Origin of the sequence: Arcticibacter sp. MXS-1 (genome assembly GCF_041902385.1) — a bacterium.
Classification (GTDB): domain Bacteria; phylum Bacteroidota; class Bacteroidia; order Sphingobacteriales; family Sphingobacteriaceae; genus Arcticibacter.
In genome coordinates, this window is sequence record NZ_CP169244.1 from 1687269 (window position 1) to 1713599 (window position 26331).

General features: G+C 46.3%; 24 protein-coding genes and 4 pseudogenes. 11 read left to right on the top strand and 17 right to left on the bottom strand.

What is annotated here, in order from left to right; translation table 11 throughout:
- The first annotated feature begins 93 nt into the window (after positions 1-93).
- The 3 genes and pseudogenes from ACES2C_RS07220 to ACES2C_RS07230 all read left to right on the top strand — a co-directional run bounded on the left by ACES2C_RS07220 (position 94) and on the right by ACES2C_RS07230 (position 2278).
- A pseudogene (locus ACES2C_RS07220) lies at positions 94-398 on the top strand (FdtA/QdtA family cupin domain-containing protein).
- A pseudogene (locus ACES2C_RS07225) lies at positions 385-1466 on the top strand (DegT/DnrJ/EryC1/StrS family aminotransferase). The pseudogenes ACES2C_RS07220 and ACES2C_RS07225 overlap by 14 nt, the downstream one beginning before the upstream one ends.
- A 17-nt stretch (positions 1467-1483) precedes the next feature.
- The gene (locus ACES2C_RS07230) at positions 1484-2278 is read left to right on the top strand and encodes a methyltransferase, TIGR04325 family (protein ID WP_374166308.1); all 795 of its coding nucleotides are present in this window, start codon (positions 1484-1486) and stop codon (positions 2276-2278) included.
- A 6-nt stretch (positions 2279-2284) separates the two neighbouring features.
- Here ACES2C_RS07230 and ACES2C_RS07235 read toward each other — a convergent pair whose 3' ends face one another.
- Positions 2285-3076: a nucleotide-diphospho-sugar transferase gene (locus ACES2C_RS07235; RefSeq protein ID WP_374166309.1), complete on the bottom strand. Its 792-nt coding sequence runs from the start codon at positions 3074-3076 to the stop codon at positions 2285-2287.
- A gap of 139 nt (positions 3077-3215) precedes the next feature.
- Positions 3216-3934, bottom strand: a pseudogene (locus ACES2C_RS07240) (glycosyltransferase family 2 protein).
- Positions 3935-4534: 600 nt separating this feature from the next.
- Between ACES2C_RS07240 and ACES2C_RS07245 the strand changes: the two are divergent.
- Complete coding sequence (locus tag ACES2C_RS07245; protein ID WP_374166310.1) at positions 4535-5422, top strand: glycosyltransferase family 8 protein; 888 nt, start codon at positions 4535-4537, stop codon at positions 5420-5422.
- A 100-nt stretch (positions 5423-5522) separates the two neighbouring features.
- Here ACES2C_RS07245 and ACES2C_RS07250 read toward each other — a convergent pair whose 3' ends face one another.
- The 7 genes from ACES2C_RS07250 to ACES2C_RS07280 all read right to left on the bottom strand — a co-directional run bounded on the left by ACES2C_RS07250 (position 5523) and on the right by ACES2C_RS07280 (position 11867).
- Positions 5523-6263: a glycosyltransferase family 2 protein gene (locus ACES2C_RS07250; protein WP_374166311.1), complete on the bottom strand. Its 741-nt coding sequence runs from the start codon at positions 6261-6263 to the stop codon at positions 5523-5525.
- Positions 6250-7248 (bottom strand): nucleotide-diphospho-sugar transferase, encoded by a 999-nt coding sequence (locus ACES2C_RS07255; protein ID WP_374166312.1) that lies wholly within the window; start codon positions 7246-7248, stop codon positions 6250-6252. Before ACES2C_RS07255 ends, ACES2C_RS07250 begins: the two co-directional genes overlap by 14 nt.
- A 10-nt stretch (positions 7249-7258) precedes the next feature.
- Positions 7259-7996, bottom strand: a complete 738-nt coding sequence (locus ACES2C_RS07260) for a glycosyltransferase family 2 protein (protein ID WP_374166313.1) — start codon at positions 7994-7996, stop codon at positions 7259-7261.
- A gap of 14 nt (positions 7997-8010) precedes the next feature.
- A complete protein-coding gene (locus ACES2C_RS07265; protein WP_374166922.1) occupies positions 8011-8538 on the bottom strand; it encodes a glycosyltransferase family 9 protein in 528 nt (175 codons plus the stop codon).
- Positions 8436-9170 (bottom strand): glycosyltransferase family 9 protein, encoded by a 735-nt coding sequence (locus ACES2C_RS07270; protein ID WP_374167011.1) that lies wholly within the window; start codon positions 9168-9170, stop codon positions 8436-8438. Before ACES2C_RS07270 ends, ACES2C_RS07265 begins: the two co-directional genes overlap by 103 nt.
- A gap of 30 nt (positions 9171-9200) precedes the next feature.
- Entirely contained in the window at positions 9201-11021 is a 1821-nt protein-coding gene (locus ACES2C_RS07275; RefSeq protein WP_374166314.1) for an ABC transporter ATP-binding protein, read from the bottom strand.
- A gap of 87 nt (positions 11022-11108) precedes the next feature.
- Positions 11109-11867 (bottom strand): glycosyltransferase family 2 protein, encoded by a 759-nt coding sequence (locus tag ACES2C_RS07280; RefSeq protein ID WP_374166315.1) that lies wholly within the window; start codon positions 11865-11867, stop codon positions 11109-11111.
- 58 nt (positions 11868-11925) lie between these two features.
- On the opposite strand from ACES2C_RS07280, the gene ACES2C_RS07285 reads away from it, so the two are divergent.
- Together ACES2C_RS07285 and ACES2C_RS07290 are read left to right on the top strand one after the other, a co-directional pair.
- A complete protein-coding gene (locus tag ACES2C_RS07285; protein WP_374166316.1) occupies positions 11926-12534 on the top strand; it encodes a glycosyltransferase family 2 protein in 609 nt (202 codons plus the stop codon).
- A gap of 77 nt (positions 12535-12611) precedes the next feature.
- The gene (locus tag ACES2C_RS07290) at positions 12612-12962 is read left to right on the top strand and encodes a hypothetical protein (RefSeq protein ID WP_374166317.1); all 351 of its coding nucleotides are present in this window, start codon (positions 12612-12614) and stop codon (positions 12960-12962) included.
- Between the two features lie 70 nt (positions 12963-13032).
- Here the strand turns inward: ACES2C_RS07290 and ACES2C_RS07295 are convergent, their stop codons facing one another.
- From ACES2C_RS07295 to ACES2C_RS07310, 4 genes are all read right to left on the bottom strand, one after another.
- Positions 13033-13899 carry a glycosyltransferase family 2 protein gene (locus ACES2C_RS07295; RefSeq protein WP_374166318.1) on the bottom strand — a complete coding sequence of 289 codons (867 nt, stop codon included), beginning with the start codon at positions 13897-13899 and terminating at the stop codon, positions 13033-13035.
- Positions 13880-14197 carry a galactosyltransferase-related protein gene (locus tag ACES2C_RS07300; RefSeq protein ID WP_374166319.1) on the bottom strand — a complete coding sequence of 106 codons (318 nt, stop codon included), beginning with the start codon at positions 14195-14197 and terminating at the stop codon, positions 13880-13882. Before ACES2C_RS07300 ends, ACES2C_RS07295 begins: the two co-directional genes overlap by 20 nt.
- On the bottom strand, positions 14107-14667 hold the full coding sequence (locus tag ACES2C_RS07305) for a glycosyltransferase (RefSeq protein ID WP_374166320.1): 561 nt from the start codon (positions 14665-14667) through the stop codon (positions 14107-14109). The genes ACES2C_RS07300 and ACES2C_RS07305 overlap by 91 nt, the downstream gene beginning before the upstream one ends.
- Positions 14668-14744: 77 nt before the next feature.
- Complete coding sequence (locus ACES2C_RS07310) at positions 14745-15728, bottom strand: glycosyltransferase family 9 protein (RefSeq protein ID WP_374166321.1); 984 nt, start codon at positions 15726-15728, stop codon at positions 14745-14747.
- 537 nt (positions 15729-16265) lie between these two features.
- Here ACES2C_RS07310 and ACES2C_RS07315 point away from each other — a divergent pair.
- From ACES2C_RS07315 to ACES2C_RS07335, 5 genes are all read left to right on the top strand, one after another.
- The gene (locus ACES2C_RS07315) at positions 16266-17543 is read left to right on the top strand and encodes an OmpA family protein (RefSeq protein WP_374166322.1); all 1278 of its coding nucleotides are present in this window, start codon (positions 16266-16268) and stop codon (positions 17541-17543) included.
- A 147-nt stretch (positions 17544-17690) separates the two neighbouring features.
- Positions 17691-17825 carry a DUF6728 family protein gene (locus ACES2C_RS07320; RefSeq protein WP_374166323.1) on the top strand — a complete coding sequence of 45 codons (135 nt, stop codon included), beginning with the start codon at positions 17691-17693 and terminating at the stop codon, positions 17823-17825.
- A 3-nt stretch (positions 17826-17828) separates the two neighbouring features.
- On the top strand, positions 17829-18206 hold the full coding sequence (locus tag ACES2C_RS07325) for a RidA family protein (protein WP_374166324.1): 378 nt from the start codon (positions 17829-17831) through the stop codon (positions 18204-18206).
- A 5-nt stretch (positions 18207-18211) separates the two neighbouring features.
- On the top strand, positions 18212-20317 hold the full coding sequence (gene recG / locus ACES2C_RS07330; RefSeq protein WP_374166325.1) for an ATP-dependent DNA helicase RecG: 2106 nt from the start codon (positions 18212-18214) through the stop codon (positions 20315-20317).
- A 146-nt stretch (positions 20318-20463) separates the two neighbouring features.
- Complete coding sequence (locus ACES2C_RS07335; RefSeq protein ID WP_374166326.1) at positions 20464-21741, top strand: MFS transporter; 1278 nt, start codon at positions 20464-20466, stop codon at positions 21739-21741.
- A gap of 256 nt (positions 21742-21997) precedes the next feature.
- Here ACES2C_RS07335 and ACES2C_RS07340 read toward each other — a convergent pair whose 3' ends face one another.
- From ACES2C_RS07340 to tsf, 4 genes and pseudogenes are all read right to left on the bottom strand, one after another.
- Positions 21998-23746 (bottom strand): ABC transporter ATP-binding protein, encoded by a 1749-nt coding sequence (locus tag ACES2C_RS07340; protein ID WP_374166327.1) that lies wholly within the window; start codon positions 23744-23746, stop codon positions 21998-22000.
- 93 nt (positions 23747-23839) lie between these two features.
- A pseudogene (gene frr / locus ACES2C_RS07345) lies at positions 23840-24402 on the bottom strand (ribosome recycling factor).
- Between the two features lie 34 nt (positions 24403-24436).
- Positions 24437-25144, bottom strand: coding sequence for a UMP kinase (gene pyrH, locus ACES2C_RS07350; RefSeq protein WP_374166328.1), 708 nt, complete (start codon positions 25142-25144; stop codon positions 24437-24439).
- A gap of 283 nt (positions 25145-25427) precedes the next feature.
- On the bottom strand, positions 25428-26267 hold the full coding sequence (tsf, locus tag ACES2C_RS07355; RefSeq protein ID WP_374166329.1) for a translation elongation factor Ts: 840 nt from the start codon (positions 26265-26267) through the stop codon (positions 25428-25430).
- Between the last annotated feature and the right edge of the window lie 64 nt (positions 26268-26331).

Below are 26331 nucleotides of genomic sequence, written 5' to 3' on the forward strand. Positions count from 1 at the left end.
TGTAAATTTTAACATAGCAGTGGTAGTGTGGCTCATTTAATTAATTTAAAGACTTTTACGGATAGCAGAGGAAATCTCACTGTCATTGAAAAAGTGATCCCTTTTCAGATTAAAAGGATCTTTTATATATATGGAGTGGATCGTTCTGTTCGAGGGGGCACAGACATAAGAAAACCGTTCAGGCAGCGATCTGCCTGCGCGGGAAGTGCACTATCTTCAATGACAATAATGTAACTCGTGATGAGTTCATCTTGGACTCGCCCGACAAGTGTCTAATTCTCAATCCGGAGGACTGGCACAAAATGTACGATTTTAGTGAGGAAGCTATACTAATGGTACTCGCTTCGGAGTTTTTTGATCAGTCTGATTACATTTACGACGCTTATGATAGAGTATGAGAATTTGAAATCCTTAAACCAGCCGTTTTTTGATGAGTACCGCGAGCGATTCAATGAAGTGCTTGAGAGTGGATGGTATATTCTTGGAAATAAGGTTTCGGAATTTGAAAGCGAGTTCGCGTCGTATTGTGGGACGAAGTACTGCGTTGGCCTGGCCAGTGGCTTGGATGCGTTAGTCCTAGCGCTGCAGTGTTTCGATTTCCCTCCAGGCAGCGAGGTGATAGTTCCTTCAAATACCTACATTGCTACCATCCTTGCTATTTATAACAATGGGCTGGTACCTGTGTTAGTGGAACCCGATATAAGTACATATAATATTGACCCTTCACGAATTGAAGAGAGAATAACGTCAAAAACCCGCGCTGTTCTTGTTGTGCACTTGTATGGTAAGGCTTGTGACATGGATCCTATCATGGACATCGCGAGGAAGTATAGTTTAAGAGTGGTTGAAGACTGTGCACAAGCCCACGGTGCAGAATACAAAGGGAAAAAACCGGCACTTTCGGGGATTTCGGAGCGTTCAGCTTTTATCCAACAAAAAACCTTGGGGCGCTTGGGGATGCAGGGGCGATCACAACCGAAAGTGTGGACTTTTATCATAAGGTAAAGGCGCTCCGGAACTATGGTTCAAATAAAAAGTACATGAACGATTATATCGGGACTAACTCCCGGCTAGACGAAGTACAGGCGGGCTTCCTTTCTGTAAAGCTGAAGAAGCTGAATGAAATTAATGAGCACAAAAGAAAACTAGCATCGATCTATCAGGTTGGTCTTCGTGCTGATTATATCAAGCCTGTCGTAGAACCGGGATACTTCGACGTTTACCATATCTACAATATCAGGCATCCGGAAAGGGACAGACTAAGACAATATCTTTTGGATAATGGCATAAAAACCGAAGTGCACTATCCCATACCGCCGCATCAGCAGAAAGCATTGTCTGAAAGGCTGGAGGGTACTTTTCCAATTTCCGAAGAGATTCATCGTACTACATTAAGTCTGCCTATATCTTATTGTCACGGGCAAAATGAGATAGCGAGAGTGGTTGAAGTAATGAATAAATTTTAGTTAATTAAAGGGAAGACATGATCCAATATCTCCGTAGGAAATTTGGGAAAAGAAAGGAGGAATATGGGTGGTTCGGGAATTACTCCTCGTGGGAGGATGCGTCGAGCGTGGCCGAAGGGTATGACAAGAGTAACATCCTTGAGAAAACCAAGGATTCTCTTTTAGCGGTTAGGGATGGCAAAGCTGTTTATGAGCGAGACTCCGTACTGTTCGAAAAAAAGGAATATCCCTTTCCTTTAATATCTTTTTTGCTGCATAGCGCGTTCAAGAATGCCTCACCACTGAACATCCTCGACTTCGGAGGCTCTTTAGGTAGTACATATTTTCAAGTTAAGGAGTTTTTAGGCCCGGAGGTGTGTGCGAGCTGGAACGTGGTTGAGCAGGCTCATTATGTAGAGTGCGGCAAGCAGATCTTTGAAGACGGGCTTTTACACTTTTTCTACTCCATCGATGAATGTGAAAAGACCTGCAAAATAGATCTGGTATTGCTGTCCAGCGTTGTACAGTACCTGCCAGATCCACACGAGTTTTTGGATCAAATAGCGTCGGCTGGCTATCCATATATTATTATTGACAGGACTGCCTTTATAAACGCAGGGAGTGACCGTTTAACGGTCCAGAAAGTGTGGCCGGAGGTTTACGAAGCATCCTATCCTTCCTGGTTCTTTAATGAGCGGACTTTTTTAAGTCATTTTGAGCCACGTTATGAGATTATGGCCGACTTCAGTACCTACGTTCCGGGAGAATCTGTGATAAAGGTGGACCATGTCCCTATCGGCTATGACAAGGGTTTCTATATGGTACGGCGATGACGGGCCTTATGAGCTTATCCAATGTTTAAATCTTCGGAAGATACTCATTCCTTTTCTCTTCTTTTCATTCAGATTAAATTCCAGATTTAGCATAAAGGCATCTGCCTCTTTGTTAGGACTAGTGTGGAGAGGATGGGTTAAAGGCCAATCTAAAGCACGTACCTGCAGGTTCTCGAATTTCCCGTTTGGAGTAACGGTATGGGTTGCGTCTGGTCTAAAACCAATGTTGGAGATAAGGTTGACGTTCGGAATAATGCACAGTCCTTTATGAATGAAATTAAGAAACTTTAACTGATAGTCCCAGGTATCTATTTTTCCTTCTTTCAACTGCCGGAAGATGTCGCGGTAAGCTTCTGTAACCAGAGGCTCACCAAATACCTCATCAATTGCCCGGGTAACCTGGTCCTCATTGTAGTCTTGCAGATTGACATCATACATTTTCCAGACTCTTCTCCAAGTGGCCCAGCCCCAAACTTCCAGGGAGCTGGAGAAGTAGTAACTGGCCTCTCCGCGTTTTTGGCCTTCTTGGAAATTACATCCAGCAACCTGTGTTACCAAGGTATCGGAACGGTACTTCTCAAGCAGCTCGTCACAGAATCTGAAGAAATCGTTAGCCGGTAGGCAATCATCTTCCAGAATGATCCCTTCTTCCTCATGTTCAAAAAACCAGGTGATAGCTTGGGAAACAGCGTATTTGCATCCAAGATTCGTATCTCTGAAAAGCGTTTTTATCTGGCAGGGCCAATCTACTCTCTCTGCGAGTTTTCTCGTTTGAGCAACCAATTCTGCTTCTCCCACTCTTGCTTTTCTGGGACCGTCGGCGGCGAGATAAAGCCGCGATGGCTGTGCCTCCCGTATTTTCTCAAAAACCAGTTCTGCTGTATCGGGACGGTTGAAAATCAGGAAGAGGACAGCGGACGAAGTGCAATATGGCATATTATGAACGGTTTTTCTTTTTATGTTGTTTCCACCAGTATCTGAGGTACAGCGGCAAGCCACAGTACTTTCTGACTATCCTTCGAAAATCTTCCTCAAAAAGGGGGTCGGGAGTAATTTGAGAGACCCCTCCCTGAGCAAAATTAGCAATTAGAATGGGATGGTACTCTTTTTTGAACTCCTTGTCGTTCCAGCACTGAATGTTGAGCAGATGATCCCCTCCGGTAGGGTATTTCTCACTGTAGCGATACTTCTCAAAAACTCTTTTAGGGTAAAGAATACTGTGATGGCAGATACACTCTTTAGTAAGCCTGTAAGGCGTAAATTTACCTCCCAGTATCATGTCTCCCCAGGTACACTGCCCGTAGTATATCTTATCAGGCTCTGAGAGTAACGTCGCGAGCTTTGAAAATTCAGGATAAAGAGTATCGTCGGCGCCAAGAAAGTAGATCCACTCGCCCCTGGCATGCTGTAGCCCCTTGTTCATCGCATTGAAGATTCCTGTGTCGGGTTCACTTATCCATGAGGCAATATGTTGTGCATTCGCCTTGATGAGATCAACGGTGCCATCGATACTCCCCCGTCAATAATGATATGCTCAATGTTCTGATAGGATTGATCTTTAACGCTATCAATACATTTCTGAAGATGGGAAGCAGCATTATACGTAGCCGTTATGATGCTGATCAGAGGAGAGGATGAGACTGATCCTTTAATCATCTTCAAAGTTACTGAACTTTTGAACGCAAAAAGAAGAATGGAAATGCGGGACGGTGATCTTTCTTATACCCCCATGACAATACTTGCAAAAATGGGTCAAAGAGGACATATCAGTCCTTTAGCAGTTCTCTTAGCCGGACATCAAGTTCAGAAATGGTACCAAGTATAAATTCGCCCGTTGATGGTAAGAATCGTTCCTGTCTTACAAAGTCATTGTAAGCCGCTCATTAGAAATGAAGTTCACTGACTTGTTGCCGGAGCCTGATCAGATCCTTTTCACCCCGGTAGAATAAGATCGCGTCTTTGTTAAAGCAGATGACGATACTCGTTTTGAACGAAGTTATGAAGCCCGATGTCATTAGGGTGGCGCAACTGACAAAAGTTAAAGAGCCTCAAATTCGCACCCTTACAAACTCTTTCGTCTTCTGAATGTGATTTTAAGAGGTGAATTAAGTTCGTAATCTTTCCCGCAAGGTTATGATTAAACAGTTTTAGATTTTTTGTATCAACGCCTGTCAATATTACCAATACTTTTTCAATCCTGAGGAGCTTGTCACATTTTCTTCTTTTATACTGTCTATCATGCATAAATAAGCGCAGATGAGCGATAAAGCCAGCGTAGCCATTACAATTGATGATAATTACGTACAGCACGCCTGCGTCATGCTGCAGTCCCTCATGGATAACAATATCCGCCGCCTGGACGTTTTTTGCGTGTGTAGTGGACTAAGCAGGGCCAATCTCACCAGCCTCCGCAATCATTTCAAGAAGACTCGTTTGCAGCTCCATTTTATCGAATTTCCAAAATACCTGCTTCCCGTGCTACCCATCCGGCCGGGAGAGCATATAACAGCAGCAAGCTTTTTCAGGATCTGGTTGCCGGAATTATTATATGGGCAGGACGGTGTTTTATTCCTCGACAGCGATATAATTGTAAACGGCGATATCTCTTGCCTTCTCGATTTAAACATTGGCGACCGGGCCGTGGCGGCGATTGAAGATCCGGGTATAGACGAGCGTAAGAAAGAGGACCTCGGTATTCCTCCAAACCAAAAATATTTTAATGCGGGCGTTCTAATAATGAATCTCAACTATTTCAGGAAGCATGATCTTACCAAAAAAACGGCGCAGTTCATTCGTGCTCATCCTGATAAGTGTGAGTTTCATGACCAGGATGCATTAAATGCAGTAATAAAAGGAGCTTTTATTCCTTTAGGATTTCATTATAATTGTCAGTCAGTCCTCTTCGAAGAACCGTTTATTAGTCAAAGCAGGTTTACCAGGGCCCTTACAAAGCCTGCTGTTATCCACTTCACCGGACGAGGTGACTGCAAGCCGTGGGCATTGCACAACAGTCATCCGATGAAAGGACTTTACTATCACTATCTAAAAAGAACGCCGTTCTACAACTATTCTCCACCCGGGGCCCCACCAATAACCAGAAAGTTTGGAATACTTCGAACGCTATCCCGGAAGGCTTATATTTAAAGTCTATTGGTCCTTTACAGCCACGAAAGACCATCATCCTGCTTTCACCCTGGTTGACAACGTTGCTCCCGAGGGCCCTGGGAGGTGATTTAAACTATAGTTAAGGCTGTTGCTTCCGCAGCCGTTTTCTCTCTTTGTATTGCTGGTACATTAACGAAAGGTAGTCTTTCATGGAAAGATGTTTTTTTAAAATCCTGGGAAAGTCTTCGGTAAACGCTTTGTCTTCCGTGTTTTCTGAAACACCGCCTTGAGAGAAATTTGCGATAAGGTAGGGATAATAAACGGTATTGAAATCCTTATCGGTCCAGCACTGGATGTTCAGATAGTAGTCTGCCGAGACCTTATAATTCTCGTTATACTGGTATTTCATAAACACTTTTCGGGGATAGAAAATGCTGTGATGGCAGATGCAGTCGGTTGCCAGGCGAAGTGGGGTAAATGTTCGGCCAAGTACTGTTGTGCCCCAGAGGCAATTACCGTAGTAGATTGTCCGGTCTCCTTCCATCACAGAAATCATATCACTAAATCCGGGGTATAGAAAATCATCTGCTCCGAGGAAATATATCCAGTCACCTTTAGCGTGTTTTAACGCCTTATTCATCGCATTGTAAATTCCAGTGTCGGGCTCGCTTTTCCAGCATGCCAGTTGCTGATCGTATTTTCTTAAGATGTCGAGAGTCCCGTCGGTGCTCGCTCCGTCCATGATGATGTGTTCAATAAAAACGTATTCCTGTTCCAAAACGCTTTTAATGCAGCGTTCCAGATGCTTTTCGGCATTCAGAGTGACGGTGATGACGCTTATTAATGGTCTGAAAGTGGCCGATAAATTATTGATTTCCATCTTGCTCCTGCTTATTTGCCCGCCTGAACAGTCTTTTGATGATATATTTAAGTTTTCTTTCTTTCCGGGCCTTTGCCCGGGCTTCCTCAAGCTCCTCCGCCCTTCTTTGTTCCACATTAAAATCAATATTTAAAGTGTAGAAGTCTGCATCTTTTTCCGAAAGAAAATATACAGGGTGCGTTATTTCGCTTAAACTCCCAAGTGGAATGTTGGCATTAGGGTTATCCGCCGAAAACGTATGGGTAGCGTCATCTCTGAAACCGATATTCGTGATCAGATTCGCGTTTGGAATAGCGGTGAGCCCATTATTGAAGAAGTTTGTGAAGCCCAGCTGGTAATCCCAGGTGTCAATTTTATCCGCTTTCACCATCGAAAAAATTTCAGTCCAGGTTTCTACAATGATCCGGTCTTCGAAGATCTTTTTTAATTGCTTTTCAACGTCTTCCTCCTGAAAGCGCTTTAGATCCTTATCATAATCCTTCCAGGCTCTTCTCCAGGATGCCCATCCCCAGACGTGGGTCATATTGGCGAAGTAGTACGAGGCGTTCCCCCTGATATTTCCAAATTGCAGGTTACAGCCGGATATGTGCCTCACCCTTGTGTCTGTCCTGTACTTCTCAAGCAAGGTGTCGCAGAAGAGGAAAAAATCGTTTGCCGGTAAGCAGTCGTCTTCGAGAATAATGCCCTCTTCTTCCTTACTGAAAAACCAGTCTATTGCCGAGCTGACCGCATTCTTACATCCTAAGTTCTCGTTACGAAAAAGTGTTTGCAGCTGGCAATCCCAGTCTATCTCCGTAGCGATACGGCGGGTCTCGGCGCATAGCGCTGCCTCGTTCGCCCGCTCTGCCCTTGGCCCGTCTGCAGCAATATACAGTCTGGCCGGCTTTGCTGTACGAATTGCTTCGAACACCTTTGATGTGACATCAGGCCGGTTGAAAATGAGGAAAAGAACGGCCGACTTTGTATGGTATAGCTCGTTTTGCATGTAATTTTTTTTAATATAATAAGTCTATGTCTGGTTCAGCTCCTTTTCTTTTATTTCTGTAGCAGCGAAACTTATATCGGAAGTAGCAAATTAAACCCAGGTGTTTCAGTATCAGCTTCGGTTTGTCGGCATAGTAAGCAAAGTCACGGCTTTGCGCTGAAAGTCCTCCCGGTGCGTACCGGGCTATTGTAAGAGGAAAATACTTCTTTCCAAATGATCGATCGCCCCAGACTTGCATGTTTAACACATGATCAGCCCGGAGTTTGTATCGTTCATTATACTGATACTTCCGAAATACAGACGAGGGGTAGAATATGCTCTGATGACACACGTTTTCTTTTGTGAGCTGATAGGAGTCAAATTCCAGTCCGTTCAGCTCATCGCCCCAGTAATGATTGCCGTAGTAGATTGTGTTCTTGTCTCTAAGATTATATGCCATTTCATCAAAGCCCTGCAAGAGTGTATCATCGGCGCCCAGGAACAGTATCCAGTCGCCTTTTGCATGCTTTACGGCCTTGTTCATAGCGTCGTAGGCCCCCCTGTCAGGTTCACTTTTCCAAAACGTAATCTGGTCGCTTTTCTGTTTCAAAATCTCTCTTGTATTATCGCTGCTATTTCCGTCGATGATAACGTGTTCAAGCCATGGATATTTCAGAGACTGGACATTTTGGATACATTGCTCAAGGTAGTCTCCTGCATTGTAGGTTACTGTTATGATAGTGATTAGAGGTAATGTATCGTTTGCCATCTGTAGCATCAAGATTAGTCGGCGTGTGGATCAGTCGGATGTAGAATCGCATCAGCGTGTTTCCATACCGCTTCTACAGGTATTCGGGCGATGCAGGGATAAGGGCTTAGATCGCCCGGATCAAAGAGGCAATTCCAGCTGCAGTTGAAACATGGCATCTCCTCGTAGACAGCTATTGGTTTGGCCGGCACCATTTCTGGATAGGGCAGGAATCTGCCGAAATGCCCGCCTCCCACAATGCATATACATGGCGTTTGGGTTGCCGCTGCCATATGGACAACATTGGTGTCATTAGCAATGACCAGGCGGGCAGCCGAGATCAGTTCTACCAATTCCGGAAGCGTGGTATTACCTGTCTTGTTAATAATTCTTTCTCTTGAGGGGAGCTGTCCGAGCAAAAACGCAGTGATCGGGACCTCTCCTTTTCCTCCCGCGAGGATTATCGACTCGCTGGTGCTGTCAAGCACTCTTCTGATGATTTCGCTGAATTTTTCCTTTTCCCAATTTTTTTGAGACCAGCTGGAACCCGGAAAGATGACGATGCCCTTCCTTTCTTTTTTTCGACGCGAAGTTTCAAGGGAACCCACGGTATTTCAGCGTTATCAGTGGCTTTTTTAAAAAAATACCAGTTCCGTTCATATTCGTGCCAGCTATGGTCAGGAAGGTTCAGGAGTTCTGTATAGAGCCTGTCGGTCTGCTTTTTGTACTTTGGATGGTGTTCATGCTCACTAAGATAGGCAACAGAGGTCTTTCCGGCAGCAAGGCCGGCTAATCCATTACCCATCAAAGTTCTGGAATAGGTCGGCTGCAGAACGGTTTCATACCTTCGCTTGAACAACTTCCATCCCAGCTGAAATACCTCTTTAGGTTTTTCGTACAAAGAGCCTTCGTCTATGAAATAGAACTGCGATACTGTGTTCCCGTCGTACTCAAGGGCGAGGTCTTTCCAACTGACGTTACCGAGCAGCTCGATTTCGTATCCTTTGAACTTTTCTGAGTTTTTAACCACTTCAAGAAAGTTGCGGAAAAGGATGTAGTCGCCGATGGCGTCAATCTTAACAAGAAGAATACGACGACGTGGCTTCCTAAACCGGGCTGCAAGCTGAAGGAGTTTTGATAGCCGGAGAAGGATAAAGCGGACTTTCCTGAATTTTTTCCTGTTTTTGATATACATGATAGACGAGTGTCTGAGATCAAGTCCCGTTTATTCGCTGAACGTCTGCATTTCTACAAGCCGCCTGTAAACGCCGTTTTCAGCCATCAGTTCCGTATGAGTTCCTCTTTCGAGCAGTTTCCCTGACTCTAGTACGAGAATGAGGTCGGCGTCCTGGATCGTGCTCAGGCGGTGTGCTATCACAAGTGTTGTCCGGTTCTTCATCAGCCTGTTCAGTGCGTCCTGAACGAGTCTTTCCGACTCGGTGTCGAGCGCGGAGGTAGCTTCATCAAGCAACATAATAGGGGGATTTTTTAAAACAGCCCGGGCGATGTTGATACGTTGCTTCTGTCCTCCCGACAACTTAATGCCCCGATCCCCGATATTAGTCTGATATCCCTGATCTGTGTCAATAATAAAGTTGTGGGCATTAGCTATTTTAGCAGCCGCTTCAACTTCTTCCTGGGTTGCGTTAGGTTTCCCGAAAGCGATGTTGTTGAAGATGGTATCGTTAAAAAGAATCGACTCCTGATTTACAAAGCCCATTTGGGCCCGAAGCGAATCCATAGTGATTTTCTTGATGTCTATTCCGTCGAAATAGATGGCTCCGCTTTTGGGTTCGATAAAACGGGGAATGAGGTCCATGAGCGTGGATTTGCCTCCGCCCGAGGGGCCAACAAGCGCAATGGTCTTGCCTCTGGGTATTTTCAGCGAGACATTATCAAGTATGGTCTTTTCGCCGTAAGCGAAGGTGACCTTGTCGAGCACAATTGAATCCTTGAAATCAGAAACAGGAACAGCATCTGGTGCATCCTTAATCGCGGGTTTCATATCAACCAGTTCGAGGATACGCTCGCCTGCTGCAAGACCAAGGTTAATGCCTGTAAAGGAATCAGAAAGGGCTTTTGCCGGACGTGTCAGCTGGGAAAATATTGCTATGTAGCCAATAAACTCCTGTGCAGTCAGTTCTCCGGTTCCACTTAACACCATACTCCCTCCATAAAGAACAATAAAAGCAACCATTAACACCCCAAGAAATTCAGAAATTGGCGATGCTAGCTGCTGTTTTTTCGCCATTTGTCGCCCGATCTCGGAAAAGTTTTCGTTTTCGTTGTTGAACTTCTTCTTGATAAATGTAGCCGCGTTAAAAGCCTTAATGATCTTTACGCCCGTTAAGGCTTCTTCCAGGTTACTTACCATTAACCCGAAAGATGCTTGTGACCCGCTAGCTTGATTTTTCAAGCTTTTGACCAGTTTGGCTATGAAAATGGCAGATATAGGAATGAAAAGAATAGATACGAAACTAAGCTTGTATGAGATCGAGAATAGGGTGAATAAGTATGCAATTAACTGGAAGGGCTCCCGAAATATTACCTGTAAGGTCCCGGTTACTGTAAATTGCACCACCTGAACGTCGTTTGTAATCTTGGAAAGGATATCTCCTTTTCTCTCGTTGTTGAAATAGCCCAGGTGCATGTCCATTACGTTGTTGAAAACGGTTCTCCGGATATTCAAGAGGGTGTGTATCCGCAGGTTTTCCATAATTCTCTGAGAGAAGTACTTAAATAAATTACTGAGCAGTACAGATAAAACGATTGTAATGCATACAAATTGTAAAGCCTCATATGTACTGTACGCTTTGTTAATTTCCTGCGAATAGTATTTAAAGTTCGCCATCATGTCCCAGGCGGAATCGGGTTTTGTATAGTTTGTCTTCCCTCCGGCCGTGTCAAAAAGGAACGTTAGCAATGGAACGATAAGTGCCAAGTTTAACGTGTTAAAGAACACGGACAGGAGCGTCGTAATTATATAAGGTATTGCAAATTTCTCAATGGGCTTTGCAAAAGAGAGCAGCCTAAAATATGTCTTCATCCAAAAAATTAATCTGCAAAAGTATTAAAAAATGCTGGGATTGTCTCTGTGTCCAATGGGCTTAAAGCCACCCTCTCTTGTCGGCTATTAGTTTTTAATAAGGCGCTTGTATTGTTTTAAACGAAACCGGTAATAGGCGAATAGCCCCAGCGTTTTCTTGATGAGTAGAGGCTGGTCTCGCAGAAAATTATGATCTTTTGTTCGGCCTGATATTCCTGACATTGAGAAGTCGGCAATCAATAAGGGGTAGAACTTAAATTTATAAAACCGGTCGGACCACAAATGGAGATTGAGTGCCCAGTCCGCAGCGACAGGGTAAGCGAGGTCATATTGATATTTTTTAAAGACGGATCTTGGATAGAAAATGGCTTGGTGACAAATAGTCTCCTTTGCAAGGCGATAAGTCGTATATCTCTTTCTGCTGGTAGGCTTTCCATCATAGCTCATGTCGCCGTAATAGATTGTATTGCTGCTACTGAGACGGAGTGCCATGTCCGAGAATCCGGGGAGTAGCTTGTCATCTGCTCCAAGAAAATAAAGCCAATCTCCTCCTGCTTTACTTGCCGCTTTATTCATAGCATGGTAAACTCCCGAGTCGGGCTCTGACTGCCAATAAGAAATGTAACGTTCACATTTCTGAAAAATGTTCAAGGTGTCATCTCTGCTGCCGCCATCGAAAATCAGTATTTCAAGGTTCTGGTACGATTGACGAACGATCGAGTCAAGACATTTTTCAAGATCAAAAGGCGTAGGGTTTAAAGTTACAATGATTATCGATATTACCGGGTTGACGCCGTCATTGGGGTAATAGTGCTCCCTTTCTCCTCCAGTCTTTTTGCTTTTCATCTGCGATATTTCCTGTTAGCAAAATTAGAATTTTATGTAGGTTTGTGGAAATCGATGTATGGGTTCCAGTATAGACGTCGTTATTCCGTCCTTTCGTCTTGATGAAAAATTCTTGTCGCCGATTCTCGCTCTCAGGAAGCCGCATGGTTTTAATGTCCATTTCTATTTAATAGCGGATAACCCTTCTGTTGCTGTTCCCGACTCGATTCATGCTCTTTGTGCCCATGGGCAGGTCACTTTATTAATAAATAAGGAAAATTGCGGTTTTTCTGCTACACGGAACCGTGGCATTGACGCTGGACATGGCAGGTGGATACTTCTTCTTGACGATGATATCCATCCTTCTCCAGATCTTTTGATTCGATATGCTGAGGCTATCGCTTCCAAACCTGATAGTATTGGATTTGTCGGCGTGACTCTTTTTCCAGAACCGGATCATCCGGTCGGCCGGGCTCTTGTACTTAACGGTTCGTTAGGACATTTTCAAAAAGCCTTAAAAGAGGTCAGCCTCCCCTGGGCGCCTACAACCAATGTGTTGCTCAGTCGCTCAGTTCTCGGAAAACGACGATTTAATCCGCAGCTTAAAGCCGGGGAGAGGACATCGCCTTGCTTGCCGCGATATCGCTGCTTCACCGGCAACAATATATCTGTGTCCCTAACGCTATAGTGACTCATCCGTGGTGGCAAGATGGGCGGTCACAGGTCAAACGGCTGTTCCGGTATGGATTGGGAACCGGTGAGGTAATGACTCTGCCTGAATTCCGCCCTTATACTTTTATTGACTTTACAAATACCAGTGAGTCTCTGTGCTTGATAATGATATATTCGATGGTCGGAGTTGTTTTTGACCTGCCCATAAGTTATATTCCTGTGGTGACAGCAGTCCTCCTCCTGGCAGAGGTACTGACGACTGGCTTCCGGGCGATGCTGGCACCTGGAAAAGTATCTCCATTGGTGGTTTTTGAAATGCTGGCCCACAAAAACGCTTACGAGTTGGGAATGCTGTGGGGGGCCTCCGGAGTCGCGGAATTACCAATTTTACCCGGCGCCTGGATCTCGGCTTTCGAAAGCCTGATCCAAGCCCTTTTCGGTTAAACAAATGGAAGATAGTCAAGATGGCTCTTTTCCTGCTAATCCTGTTTCTGGTAATTGTAGCAAGTTGATTTTACACTGTTTTATGAAGGGGAACTGGAAGGATCAAATGGGACTGAACATACTGGCTCACCCCTCTTGCACAGTAGGTGATGTTTTCTTTCATCGCCTGGTTTAAACGATGCTCATTTTCATGGCAGCTTGCCCGGCAGTGTTCGCTGTGATAGATGTGGAAAACCACTGCGCCAAACTTAGCGACACGTTTTCTGATGCCCGAGTTCATCAGGCGGACGGCAATCTCATTATCCTCTTTACCCCAGCCCTTAAACTCCTCGTTATAGCCGTTAACCCGGATGAGGTCATCCTGCCAGAAAGCCATGTTGCAGCCTCTCAGGTACAGCTTGTCTTTTTGCTTATAGCGGTCGGCCAGGTATTTCCTTAGTAGCCCTATTCTAAGGCCGTTCATGCGGTTTTTTATGCCCGTACTAAATGCCGAAGCCAGCGTGCTTCTGGACGTGAGCAGATTGTCCGAAAGATCCTTGTTCATTAATACTCTGCTGCCGGTAACGAATGTGCCGGGCGTTGCCAGTTCAAGATGATCCTTCAGGAAATCCCGGTGTAGCACCAGGTCTCCGTCTATTTGAACAATATACTCATAGCGGGCACGTGCAATTGCCTTGTTTCTGATCTTGGCCAGTTGGAAGCCTTCGTCTTCCTGCCACACGTGAGTAATGGGGACGGGAAATGTAGCTTTGATTTTGTGGATTAGAAACTCTGTCTCCTTTGTTGAGCCGTCGTCTGCTATGATCACCTCGTCAGGCAGGACAGACTGCCTGGCTACACTTAAGAGGCAAAGATCAAGCGCCTCCGGCCAGTTGTATGTCGATATAATCAGTGAGGTCCTTATTGAGTGTCCCATATCAGTTGCAACTGTATCCATTTACACAGGTTTTAATATTCTTAGTTACCGTATCTTCTACTACACGGGCGTGAAATGCTTCGTTCTCCCTCGATTTCTCTACGTGGTCTAAATGAAACTGAACTGCTGCTAGTTTAACAATTTTTTTCAAAATATTGTTGTTGATGAATCTCGCAGCGAGCTCCTCATCTTCGTGCCCCCAGCCTTGCAAATCGTTGTTGTAGCCATTCACCTTGATGAAGTCGTCCTTCCAAAAGGCGAGATTGCTTCCCCTGACGCTTTTACTACTCCTTTTTTTCTCGATCCCAGTTCCCGCCATATCGGTAGTCGTATCGCATTCAACCGGTTATATACTCCCTGGGAGAGCGCGGTTAAACGGATGTTTTTTGATGAAAGGACAGCACTGGTAATTCCAGCAGTAAGCCGCGCGCGGGTTCCTCTAACAAAGGTGCCTTTCTCTGCAAGCTCAAGGTGGTCATGAATGAAGAAGGGGTGCAGTACCACATCTCCGTCAATTTGTACAATATACTCGCCGCCGCTTTGCTTTAATGCCTTATTGAGAATTTGAGTTTTACGGAAGCCGCGGTCCTCGTGCCATACGTGCAGCAGGGGCACCGGGAACAGGCCCTGGAACTCTGTTATAACACGCCGGGTTTCATCTCCTGATCCGTCGTCGGCTACAATTACCTCGTCTGGCAGCCTTTTCTGCTCCATGACGCTCTGAAGGCAAACTCTCAGAGCGGCAGCCCAATTATAAGTAGAAATAATCAATGAGCAGGGTACTGGCATGTGTCAGCGATATTAGTACGTCTTTGTCGTTTGTTCTAGCCTTTACGTTGGTTAGTGCGATAACGTTACATCGCATATTAAAGCCAGCTCTCAATCCTGTCCGCGACCGCCCTTGGACTGATGGTATCCATGTCGGCATTGGTGCATTGCAGATATTCTGCCTGCTCTCCCACCGGTCCCCAGCGATGTCCCTCTTTGGTTCTGATGTCGCTATACAGACCAAGGGTATGGATCCCTAAGGCAGCGGCAATGTGGACAGGCCCTGTGCTGGCTGCTACGAGTCCGTTGCAGCGGTTTATGAAAGCAATAAACTGCGTCAGTGAGAACATCCCGGTGATGTCGGTCACTTTGTCACCCTGCTTGCTTATCCATTCTGCCAGTGCGCTTCGTTCTTTGGTCGATCCGGTAATAAAAATGTTAAACCTTTCCCTGTCGAGCATAGATACGAGAGTCTCAAAATTATGAAGGCCCCACTCCAGACTATTCCCGTGTGATTTGGGATGCAGGATGAGGTTGAACTTATTCGGTGAGAGCAGCTTCTCATAATCAGCCAGCAGGGGCGACAGGCGCTCCAGTCCGTAATACTGCGGGATGTCGTTAAGAGACAGATCTTCTTGTATTCGGAGCCCGGCCAGGAGTTTGCTGTTCAACTGCGCCTCATGCAAAGGCGAGTTCTTTCTGCTTAACGGGATGAGTTTATTACAACTGAACCAGTGGTACACGCGGTTCGCCGTCCCTATTCTTATGGCTATTCGCGCCGTTTTCGCGATTGACGCCAGTCTTTTTTCCGGCCTTAAGAAAACAATTGCATCTATGTTCTCGTCCCTCAGCTTATCTGCAATCTCGCGTTTACCCAGGCCCTGCCAGTCATCCTCATTGATGAACCCGTCAACAAACCTGCTGCTTAAGGCGACCTCCCTGGTGTAACTTCTGCCCAGGATCGATACTTTTGCCCCAGGATAGTGTTTCTTTATCAGGCCGCAGACCGGTAACGCCAATATTACGTCTCCAACCGCGTCATTTCGTGACACTACTATATGCTCCGGACTTTTTTTGCTCATAAATCAGGTGTAATTACCCTGTAAAATTAAGATTAATAAGTGACCACACCCACGGTAAATCACAGAAGTGGATACATTTTAGCGCACCAAGAGTTGAAATGGCGCCTTTTGGATGCTGTAATAAGCTGATGTTCAAGCAAATGCTTGGTCGTCTTGAAAACAGTACAGCATGTCCTGAGCAGTCATTGTGTACGTTTCAAGGCTGACTAATAACTCCGTCCACAATTGTTCAACACAATTGGACGCTTTCGTCTTGAACCGTCTCTTCCCTGGTGTACCTTTCCGGGCAAACCGATCTTATTGCGCTAAAGTTCAACTGTTTGCCTTTTGATCCAGGTTTGCAACGGCTTTGATACAAGGTCTTTATCGGCTGCAATCGTTTTAATTTACATTTTTGCGAAAACCATTTGAAAAGAGAATTTGTTTATGGTGAAGAAAATGGTACAAACTTTGATGATTTGCCGATATCAAAGTTATATTTAAATTTGTGACAAATTACACAATTAAAAATTTGTTTAACCTTAAAACAAACAGAACATGAATTATTCTACAATTAAGAAAGTTGTTGCTGGTTCTCTGTTCACGATGGCAGCAGTTGCTGCGTCTGCTCAGGACACCACCTCAACTTCAACCTCTACTGCCACGGTGTTTGGCGGGAGAGCCCAGTACAGAACTTGGTCTATCGGTGTAACTGGCGGTGTATTAAGTCCGATTATTCCTTTTGGATCAAACGATTACGGTGATTACGACGCTAACTTCGGTTACGGATTGTACATCAAAAAGCAAATCGCTCCTTCTTTTGCATTAAAATTAGATGCGCACAGAGGCAAGCTTTCCGGTACTTACGACGATTATGATGGCAGACAGCCTCGTCCTGCTGGTCAGCCTGCTGACTTCGAAACCGACCTGAACTACGCAGTATCATTGAAGGGTGTGGTGAACGTAGGAACTGTTTCTTTCCTTAGCCGTCAGAAAAACGTTGGTTTCTTTGTACAGGCGGGTGCCGGTTTAACTGGTTACGATCCAGGTGACGACAAGACCAGAAAAGAGCTATTCATTCCTGTTGGAGTAGGTGCTAGCTTCAAACTGGGTCAGGTAGTTGCCCTGAACCTTGGTTACGACGCAAACTTCCTTGATGCTGATAACCTTGACCGCAGCTGGGTTGGTGGTCGTTCTAACAAGGACAAATGGTCTTATGGATATGCAGGTCTTGAGTTTACTTTAGGTAATACTTCTAAGCCTAGCTTACAGTGGAGTAACCCTGTCGCTTTAATGTATGACGAATTGAAAGATCCGACCTTACGTCAGGAAGTTGAAGCGCTTAAGACCCGCGTAAGCACTCTTGAGAACACAGTTAACCAGCTTTCTGCTGATGCTGACGGCGATGGTGTATCTGACAGATTCGACAAGTGCCCTGGTACTCCTGCTGGAACTGTAGTTGATGGTGCTGGTTGCCCATTAAAATTGCCTACGGACAGTGCAACTGCTGGGGTATATCCTAACATTCAGTTCGAATTTGACAGCTCAGTATTAAGAACTTCTTCTTATCCTACTTTAGATAAGGTTTCTTCTGACCTGAGAGCTAATTCTTCTTCTTCTTTAACACTTGAAGGTCATGCTTCTGCTGAAGGTACCGAAGCTTATAACATGAACCTTTCAAGAGACAGAGCGAACTCAGTAAAGACTTACCTTGTTAACTCTGGTGTTGATGCTAACCGCATCACTGTTAAAGGTTACGGAGAAAGCCGTCCTATCGCTTCTAACTCAACTGAAGAAGGACGTGTTCAAAACCGTCGCGTTGAAATCAAAAAATAAGATAATATAGTATCTAAGCATATTATCAGGAGGGCTTCCAGCAGGGAGCCCTCTTTTTTTCGATAAAGCCGCTATCTGATCTACTTGCATTGCCTTTGTCAGCGTTGGCGCTCATAAAGGTTTTTATTTATTATGTACATTTGTGTTATGTACTTTTTCAGAAAGAAGGATCCAAACAGGCCGGTTAATTTTAACCTGAGGGCCATGCATTTTATCAATACCCTTGCTATCCTGCTGTTTCTGACCGGCATTTTGTACAAGCTCATACAGTGGCTATTTTAGACTATGAAAAGAATTATCAATACTACAAAAGCGCCTGCGCCGATAGGCCCTTACAATCAGGCTGTCTTAGTTAACGCCCTCTTATATGTTTCCGGGCAAATTGCACTTCACCCGGAGACCGGTGAGTTAATGATGGCAACCGTAGAGGAGGAAACCCGTCAGGTAATGGCGAATCTGAAGGCTATCCTTGATGAAGCAGGCTTTGAGTTCGGCGATGTGGTAAAGACAACCATCTTTCTTAGCGACATGGGCTTGTTTCCCCTGGTCAACGAAATTTATGGGAGCTATTTCTCTGGTGCCTACCCAGCGCGTGAGACCGTCGCTGTAGCTGGCCTCCCTAAAGGAGTGAACGTTGAAATATCAGTTGTGGCCGCAAAATAGCCGGTTTGCCTTCCGTGAACTTAAGTACCCCTATTGAGTACCTGAAAGGTGTCGGGCAGCAGAAAGCCGAGATCCTGAAGAAGGAGCTTGGCATTTTTACTTTTTCTGACCTGCTTCACTACTATCCTTTCAGATATATAGATCGTACCCGTTTCTATAAGATCAGGGAAATTCATGCCGACCTGCCTGCTGTACAGATCCTTGGGCGCGTTGTGTCGAAGGAGGTCATAGGGGATAAGCGCGCTAAACGCCTCGTTGCTCAGTTGAGGGATGAGACAGGGCAGATAGAGCTGGTTTGGTTTCAGAGCCTTCGATGGGTCGAAAAGACCCTGCAGGTGGGGGCAGTGTATACGGTTTTTGGGAAACCCTCCGAATTTGGCAGCAAGTACTCCATTTCGCACCCCGAACTGGAGGCTTATAATCAGAATGCGGCAAAGACCGGAAACCTCAGCCTGCAGCCTGTCTATAACTCTACAGAAAAGCTAAAGCAGTCATTCCTTGATTCAAAAGGCATTCAGCGCCTTATGGCGGTACTCCTTGAGCAGATCAGAAAAGACATACCCGAGACCATACCGCCGTATCTGCTTGCCAAGCACAGGCTAATCGACAGAGCGTCTTCCCTCTGTCAGATACATTTTCCGGCGAGTACAGAGATGCTGGAGGCCGCAAAGCGGAGACTTAAGTTTGAAGAATTGTTTTTCATCCAGCTAAAACTCTTAAGGAACAAGCTGGTGCGAACAGCCCGGTTCCGCGGACTGGTCTTCGGACAGGTAGGGCAAAAGTTCAACGAGTTTTATACAACAAAGCTTCCTTTCGATCTCACCAATGCGCAGAAGCGGGTGTTGCGGGAAATACGCCAGGATACACAGAAAGGGGTCCAGATGAATCGGCTCCTGCAGGGCGACGTGGGCAGCGGTAAGACCGTAGTAGCCCTCATGACCATGCTCCTTGCTGTTGATAACGGATGTCAGGCATGTTTAATGGCTCCTACTGAGATACTCGCCAAACAGCACTTCGCCTCGTTAAGAGCAATGGCAGGTGATGGATTTGTCAACATCTCGCTGTTGTGTGGTTCTACGCCCAGGAAGGAGCGGAAGATCCTTCACGAAGGACTGAGGACGGGGGTCATTGATATTCTGGTGGGCACGCACGCACTCATTGAGGATGAAGTACAGTTCAAAAACCTGGGCCTGGCTGTGATAGACGAACAGCATCGATTTGGCGTAGAACAGAGGGCCAGGCTGTGGAGAAAGAACGAGGTTCCGCCTCATGTCCTGGTGATGACGGCCACTCCAATTCCCAGAACCCTGGCGATGACCTTATACGGGGATCTCGACGTTTCCGTGATTGATGAGCTGCCCCAGGGAAGGAAGCCGATCAAGACCCTCCACCTGTTTGAGAGTCAGCGCCTGCGGATGTTCGGGTTCATCAGGCAGGAAATTGCGAAGGGCCGTCAGGTCTACGTGGTGTACCCGCTGATCCAGGAAAGTGAGAAAATGGATCTCCTTTATCTGGAGGCCGGTATTGAGGCCATGTCCCGTGAATTTCCCCTGCCTGACTACCGCATCAGCATTGTTCACGGAAAACTCAAAGCGGCCGACAAGGACTTTGAGATGCAGCGATTCGTGAAGGGAGAAACACAGATCATGGTTGCAACAACAGTAATCGAGGTTGGTGTAAATGTCCCCAACGCGAGCGTAATGGTGATAGAAAATGCAGAGCGGTTTGGCCTCTCTCAATTGCATCAGTTGCGGGGGAGGGTAGGACGAGGAGCCGAGCAGTCGTACTGTATCCTGATGAGCGGCAATAAGCTCAGCAGGGAAGGGAAGATCCGCCTTGAAACGATGGTGCGCACCAATGATGGATTTGAAATCTCCGAGACCGACCTGCAGTTGCGGGGGCCGGGCAATATTGAGGGAACTCAGCAGAGTGGCGTGCTCGATCTCAAGCTTGCCGACCTCTCAGTGGATCAGCATCTTCTTAAAGAGGCCAGAGCGGAGGTGATCGATCTCTTCGAAAAGGATCCGGATCTGAGTTCTGAAGACAATCGCTTGTTGCGGGAGTATTTTATGAGCCGGTCAGGCGGCATCAGATGGGACAAGATCTCCTGACTCTGCGCATGAATAAGTGGCAGAAAATGGCAGGCCTTCTTGCACATCCTGACAAGTCCTAAATTGCGAACCTGCCCGGTAAGTCCTATATTTGTACCGCAAATACCTATTCTACGGAAAAACAAAGCGTCAGATAGTAGTAACAGATGGAATCAGATCATTCGCAGCCTCCCCGACAAGATCCGTACGCAGCGCTACGGTTTCCCGAATTTCGTGCTTTTTTATTAATGCGGTTTTTCCTGACATTCGGATACCAGATACAGGCGGTAGTGATCGGATGGTATATTTATCACCTCACCAAAGACCCGCTGTCTCTTGGCATGATCGGCCTTTCTGAGGCGATTCCTGCTATTGGTATCGCTCTTTACGGAGGGTATGTGGCCGATAAATCAGAAAAGACGAAACTGCTCAAGATCATTATCAGCGGCATGTTTGCCTGTTCCGCCGTGCTGTATTTTATCACCCTGCCCAGTATCACGTCGCAAATCGGTATCACTCATATAGTCGGGATTATCTACGTCATGATCTTCTGCATAGGTATTTGCCGCGGCTTCATGGGGCCTGCAACTTTTTCACTGATGGCTCAGGTGGTGCCGCGTGAGCTGTATCCCAATTCCTCCACATGGAACAGTACCGGCTATCAGGTTGCCTCTATCGCAGGGCCAGCTGCCGGAGGACTGATATATGCGTATGGAGGTGCCTCTCACACCTTCCTGATCATCCTGGCCTTCATGCTGGTGGCCTTCAGCTGCTTGTTCTTTCTCAAGAAACGTCCGCCGCAGTTCGTGGCCGGCGAGAACATATTTAAGAGCCTGTCGCAAGGGATCAGGTTCGTCTTTAATAACAAGATGATGCTTGGCGCCATGAGCCTCGATATGTTCTCCGTATTCTTTGGCGGCGCTGTGGCTCTTATTCCGGTTATAGCGAGCGAAGTGCTGCACGTGGGGGCTGAGGAATTCGGATTAATGCGCGCCGCTCCGGCTGTCGGCGCTGTTCTGACGATGCTCGTTATGGCACGCCATTCTCCTATGAATAAGCCTTGGCGCAACCTGCTCATCGCAGTGATCGGTTTCGGGATTTCCATTATCTGTTATGGCTTGTCCACTAATTTCTATCTGACCCTCGTATTCCTGTTCTTCGAAGGAGTATTTGACAGCATCAGCGTAGTGATCAGGTCGACCATTATGCAGCTTCTTACGCCGGACGAAATGAGGGGGAGGGTTTCGGCAGTCAATTCCATGTTCATCGGATCATCCAATGAGATCGGGGCATTTGAATCAGGACTAACAGCCCGCCTGATGGGTACCGTTCCCGCTGTTATTTTCGGAGGAACGATGACGCTCGTTGTAGTGTCGATAACCTATTTCAAGACAAAAGTGCTGGTTCCGCTCGGCCTTAAAGAAATTCAGAATCAGCCGGCTTAGTGCAGTGCTGTCTTAGGGTGAACGAGGTTTGATTCATGACGAGATCGCCCTTACAGGACGTGGCATGATATCCGTTAGGGAGCTGCTCGCGCCGATTTTTGACCAGCAAAATGATAAAATCTTCACGATGAAAGAATGTTATAAGTGAAAGTTCTTCCTGACAGGAGATCGTAATTGAAGTTTTAATAATAAAAAGAGGCCAAAAATCCCTTTTTGAGGCAGCCGCATCCTTGCCCATAAGTCTTAATACGTGCGCCTATACCATCTCGCGCTCCCCAATCTGCTGCCTCCACATGGCGTAGTACAAGCCCTTTTCCTGCAAGAGCTCACTGTGTTTGCCCGACTCGGCCATGTGTCCCTTCTCGAGCACGAAAATGCGGTCGGCGTGCATGATCGTCGACAAGCGATGGGCAATCAGGATGGTGATCCGACTGTCGGTTGATGAAACATCGCGAATCGTTTTAGTTATTTCTTCCTCGGTTAGGGAGTCGAGGGCCGAGGTGGCCTCGTCGAAGACGAGGATATCGGGGCGCCTGAGAAGTGCACGTGCAATTGACAACCTTTGTTTCTCACCCCCGGATACTTTTACTCCGCCTTCTCCTATGACGGTGCTCAGCCCCTCCGGAGCTCTGGCAAGCAGTGTCTGGCAGGCGGCCCTTTGCATCACATCCAGGCATTCCTCGTCTGTTGCCCCCGGTCTTACAAACTGCAGGTTCTCTCTGATTGTACCGGAGAAGAGCTGCGTGTCTTGCGTCACAAAGCCTATTTTTTCTCGTAATTCGTCCAGCTGAATGTCGGCCGAAGGAGTATTATTGTACAGGATATTACCTTCCTTAGGCTGATAAAGACCTACCAGTAACTTAACGAGGGTGGTCTTGCCCGAGCCTGAAGGGCCGACAAACGCAACTGTCTCGCCCTTCCTGATGCTGAAGCTGATGCTGTTCAGAGCGTTCCGGGATGATGAAAGGTGCCTGAAACTCACGTTGTTGAATGAAAGCTCGTGAATAGGCCCTACTCTTACCGGGTTAGCAGGTTTTGTCTCTCTCGGGGTGTTCATGATGCTTTTGAAGTTCTGTAAAGAAACTTCTGTCTCGCGGTAGGTATTAATGATGTTTCCCAGCTCCTGAAGCGGCCCGAATATGAAGAAAGAATACAGGAAAAGTGAAAAGAACTCGCCAATAGTGATCTGACCGTCGTATATCAGATACATCATCAGAAAAATGATGCCATTTCTGAGCAGGTTGACCAGGGTGCCCTGTACAAAGCTCAGACTCCTTACGTATTTTACCTTCTTCAGCTCCAGGCCCAGGATCTTCTCCGTGGTATTGTTTAACCTGCTGATTTCCTGAGAAGAAAGCCCCAGACTTTTGACCAGCTCGATATTGCGGAGGGATTCTGTAGTTGAGCCGGCAAGGGCGGTGGTCTCGGTGACGATGTTTTTTTGCACCACCTTAATTTTCCTGCTCAGCACAGACGAAACCGTGCCAAGAACAGGGATCACCGATATGTAGAAGACGGCGATCAGCCAATGGATGTTGACTGCATACACAAAGACAAAGACAATACCGATAACGCTGGTAAAGAGAATGTTGATAGTGGCAATGATCAGCTTTTCTGTATCAAGCCTGACCTTCTGAAGAATCCCCAGCGTTTCTCCGCTGCGCTGGTCTTCAAATACCTGATAGGGTAGTGCCAGGGAGTGAGCAAGCCCGTCCGAGTAGATCCTGGCACCCAGGCGCTGCGTGATCACGTTGACGTAATAGTCCTGGAAGTTCTTGGCAATACGTGATACCATGGCTACTCCCATAGCAGTGAGGATGAGCACTCCGGCCCCCCTGAAGAATTCAGAAGTGGTGTAATTCTGATAGTGAGTAACGTACTTATCAATGATCTGGCGGAAGATCCATGGATCAAGGAATGAAAAGATCTGGTTGATAGCAGCCAGAAGGAGAGCAAAGGCAATCAGCCCCTTATAGTTCTTCAGGTAAGTGTAAAGGATCCTCATAGTCGGCGGTCACTGTTGCTGAGTTGCAGGACCTGGAACGAAGATAAGTATTTATCCAGATCCCGCAACGCACTTCAACAGGCCAACCGCTCATCAAACGGTCATAATATCTTTTTCCTTGGCTTCAGCAAGTTTGTCGACCTTAACAATGTAGCTGTCAGTAAGTTTCTGCACCTCAGCTTCGCCACCTTTGATCTCGTCTTCAGACACGCCTTCTGATTTCAGACGCTGGATCTTACCGTTGGTATCCTTGCGGATGTTACGCACGGCCACACGTCCTTTTTCCGCTTCTTCCTTTACCTTTTTAACGAGGTCGCGGCGTCTTTCCTCAGTGAGAGGGGGAACGTTGAGGCGGATAACGGTACCGTCGTTCTGGGGGTTCAAGCCCACATTCGAGTCTACAATCGCTTTTTCGATCTTGCTCAATAAAGGCTTTTCCCATGGCTGAACCACCAGGGTCCGCGGGTCAGGCGTATTGATGCTTGCTACCTGGCTCAGGGGGTCGGGGTACCATAGTACTCCACCATCACGCTGTCGAGCATAGACGGCATCGCCTTCCCTGCCCTGACTTTTGTAAGCTCCGCATCAGTATGTTCTATTGCCTTGTCCATAAGGGACTTGGCGTCGTTTAATTGTTTCTTTATCAGCTCGTTCATAAAAATGAGATTATCGATCTATAAAAATAGTTTTTTATCCTCTAACTAGTGTTCCTATCGCTTCACCATTTGCAATTTTCATGAAGTTGCCCGGTTTGTTCATGTCAAACACGATGATGGGAAGCTTGTTTTCCTGGCAGAGTGTGAAGGCCGTCATATCCATCACGTTAAGGCCTTTATCATACACTTCCTGGAAGGAAATCTCGTCATATCTTACGGCGTCCGGGTGTTTTTCAGGGTCGGCAGTATAAATGCCGTCCACACGCGTTCCCTTCAGCACAACGTCAGCCTGTATTTCTATAGCGCGCAGAGAAGCACAGGTATCGGTAGTAAAGTAAGGGTTTCCTGTTCCTGCCCCAAAAATCACGATCCTCCTTTTTTCAAGGTGCCTCACTGCTCTTCTCCTGATGAAAGGTTCGCAAATCTGTTCCATCTTGATAGCCGTCATCAGGCGCGTCTTTATACTGAGCTTTTCCAGCGCATCCTGCAGTGCCATGCTATTGATCACGGTAGCGAGCATCCCCATATAGTCGGCCTGCACGCGGTCCATTCCTGACTGTTCGGCACTCAGCCCGCGGAAAATATTGCCGCCCCCAATAACAACGGCAACTTCAATCCCCTTGTCGAACACTGCCTTAATGTCCCGGGCGTACTGAATCACCCTGTCACTGTCTATACCATACTGTTTATCGCCCATGAGCGACTCTCCGCTAAGCTTTAAAAGGATGCGTTTGTATTTCATACTATAGATTCAAGAAATGAGATTTGAGATTAGAGAAATGAGCCCGTATGACTGATGTATCTTTTCGATCCATGGTTAAGAAGGCTTAGAAGCCGGGCAAAGGTAGTGTTTTTACAAGGAAGTATCAAGGATAGCTGTGCAAGGGATTGTTCGCAAGGTCGCCCTAAGCATAAATTCAGGAGGAAGGGTAGGCTTGTCCTGCTTTTAATAAGGAAAGAATAAAAAAAGAGGCTGCATGCCTAACATACAGCCTCTTTCTCATTAAGTTATTTTCTTCTGTTGCTTATGCTCCAAGCTGAACACGCTTGAATGCAGTAACAGTAAGACCATTTGATACGCCGTTCAGGAACTGTGCGATGGTCTTTGACGAATCTTTTACAAATTCCTGGTTAAGCAGAGTAGATTCTTTATAGAACTTGTTCAGCTTACCCTGTGCAATTTTTTCAACCATTTCTTCCGGTTTGCCTTCTGCACGGATCTGCTCTTTTGCAATTTCAAGCTCTCTTTCAATAGTACGTGCATCAACATCACCCTTGTCGATGGCGACAGGGTTCATTGCAGCAATCTGCATAGCTACATCTTTACCAGCTTCTTCAGCACCTGCAGCGTCAGCGTTAAGTGCAACAAGAACACCAAGACGGTAGTTACCGTGGATATAAGCGATCACCTTTTCGCCAGATACAGTTTCGAATTTATTAACACCGATCTTTTCGCCGATCTTACCGGTCTGATCAAGTACCTGATCGCTCACCTTTGTACCGTTAAGGTCAAGTGCAGTTAAAGCTTCAAGAGAAGCAGGATTTTGTTCAATAGCAAGATCAGCGATGCTGTTAGCAAAAGCAATGAAATCTGCGTTCTTTGCAACGAAGTCAGTTTCACAGTTCACTTCTACAATCACACCTCTTTTACCATCGGCAGTGGTCTTGGCAATTACAACACCTTCGTTAGATTCACGATCCTGACGGCTTGCAGCTACCTTAGCACCTTTTTTACGTAAGTAATCAATTGCAGCCTCAAAGTCGCCATTAGATTCGGTTAAGGCCTTTTTGCAATCCATCATCCCTGCACCGGTTTGCTGGCGCAGTTTATTCACATCTGAAGCAGAAATTTGTACGGTTGACATTTCTTTTTCCTTATTAAGTTTATATTATAACAGTTGTGGGCTGCAGGTTCTGTGTTGCAGGAAA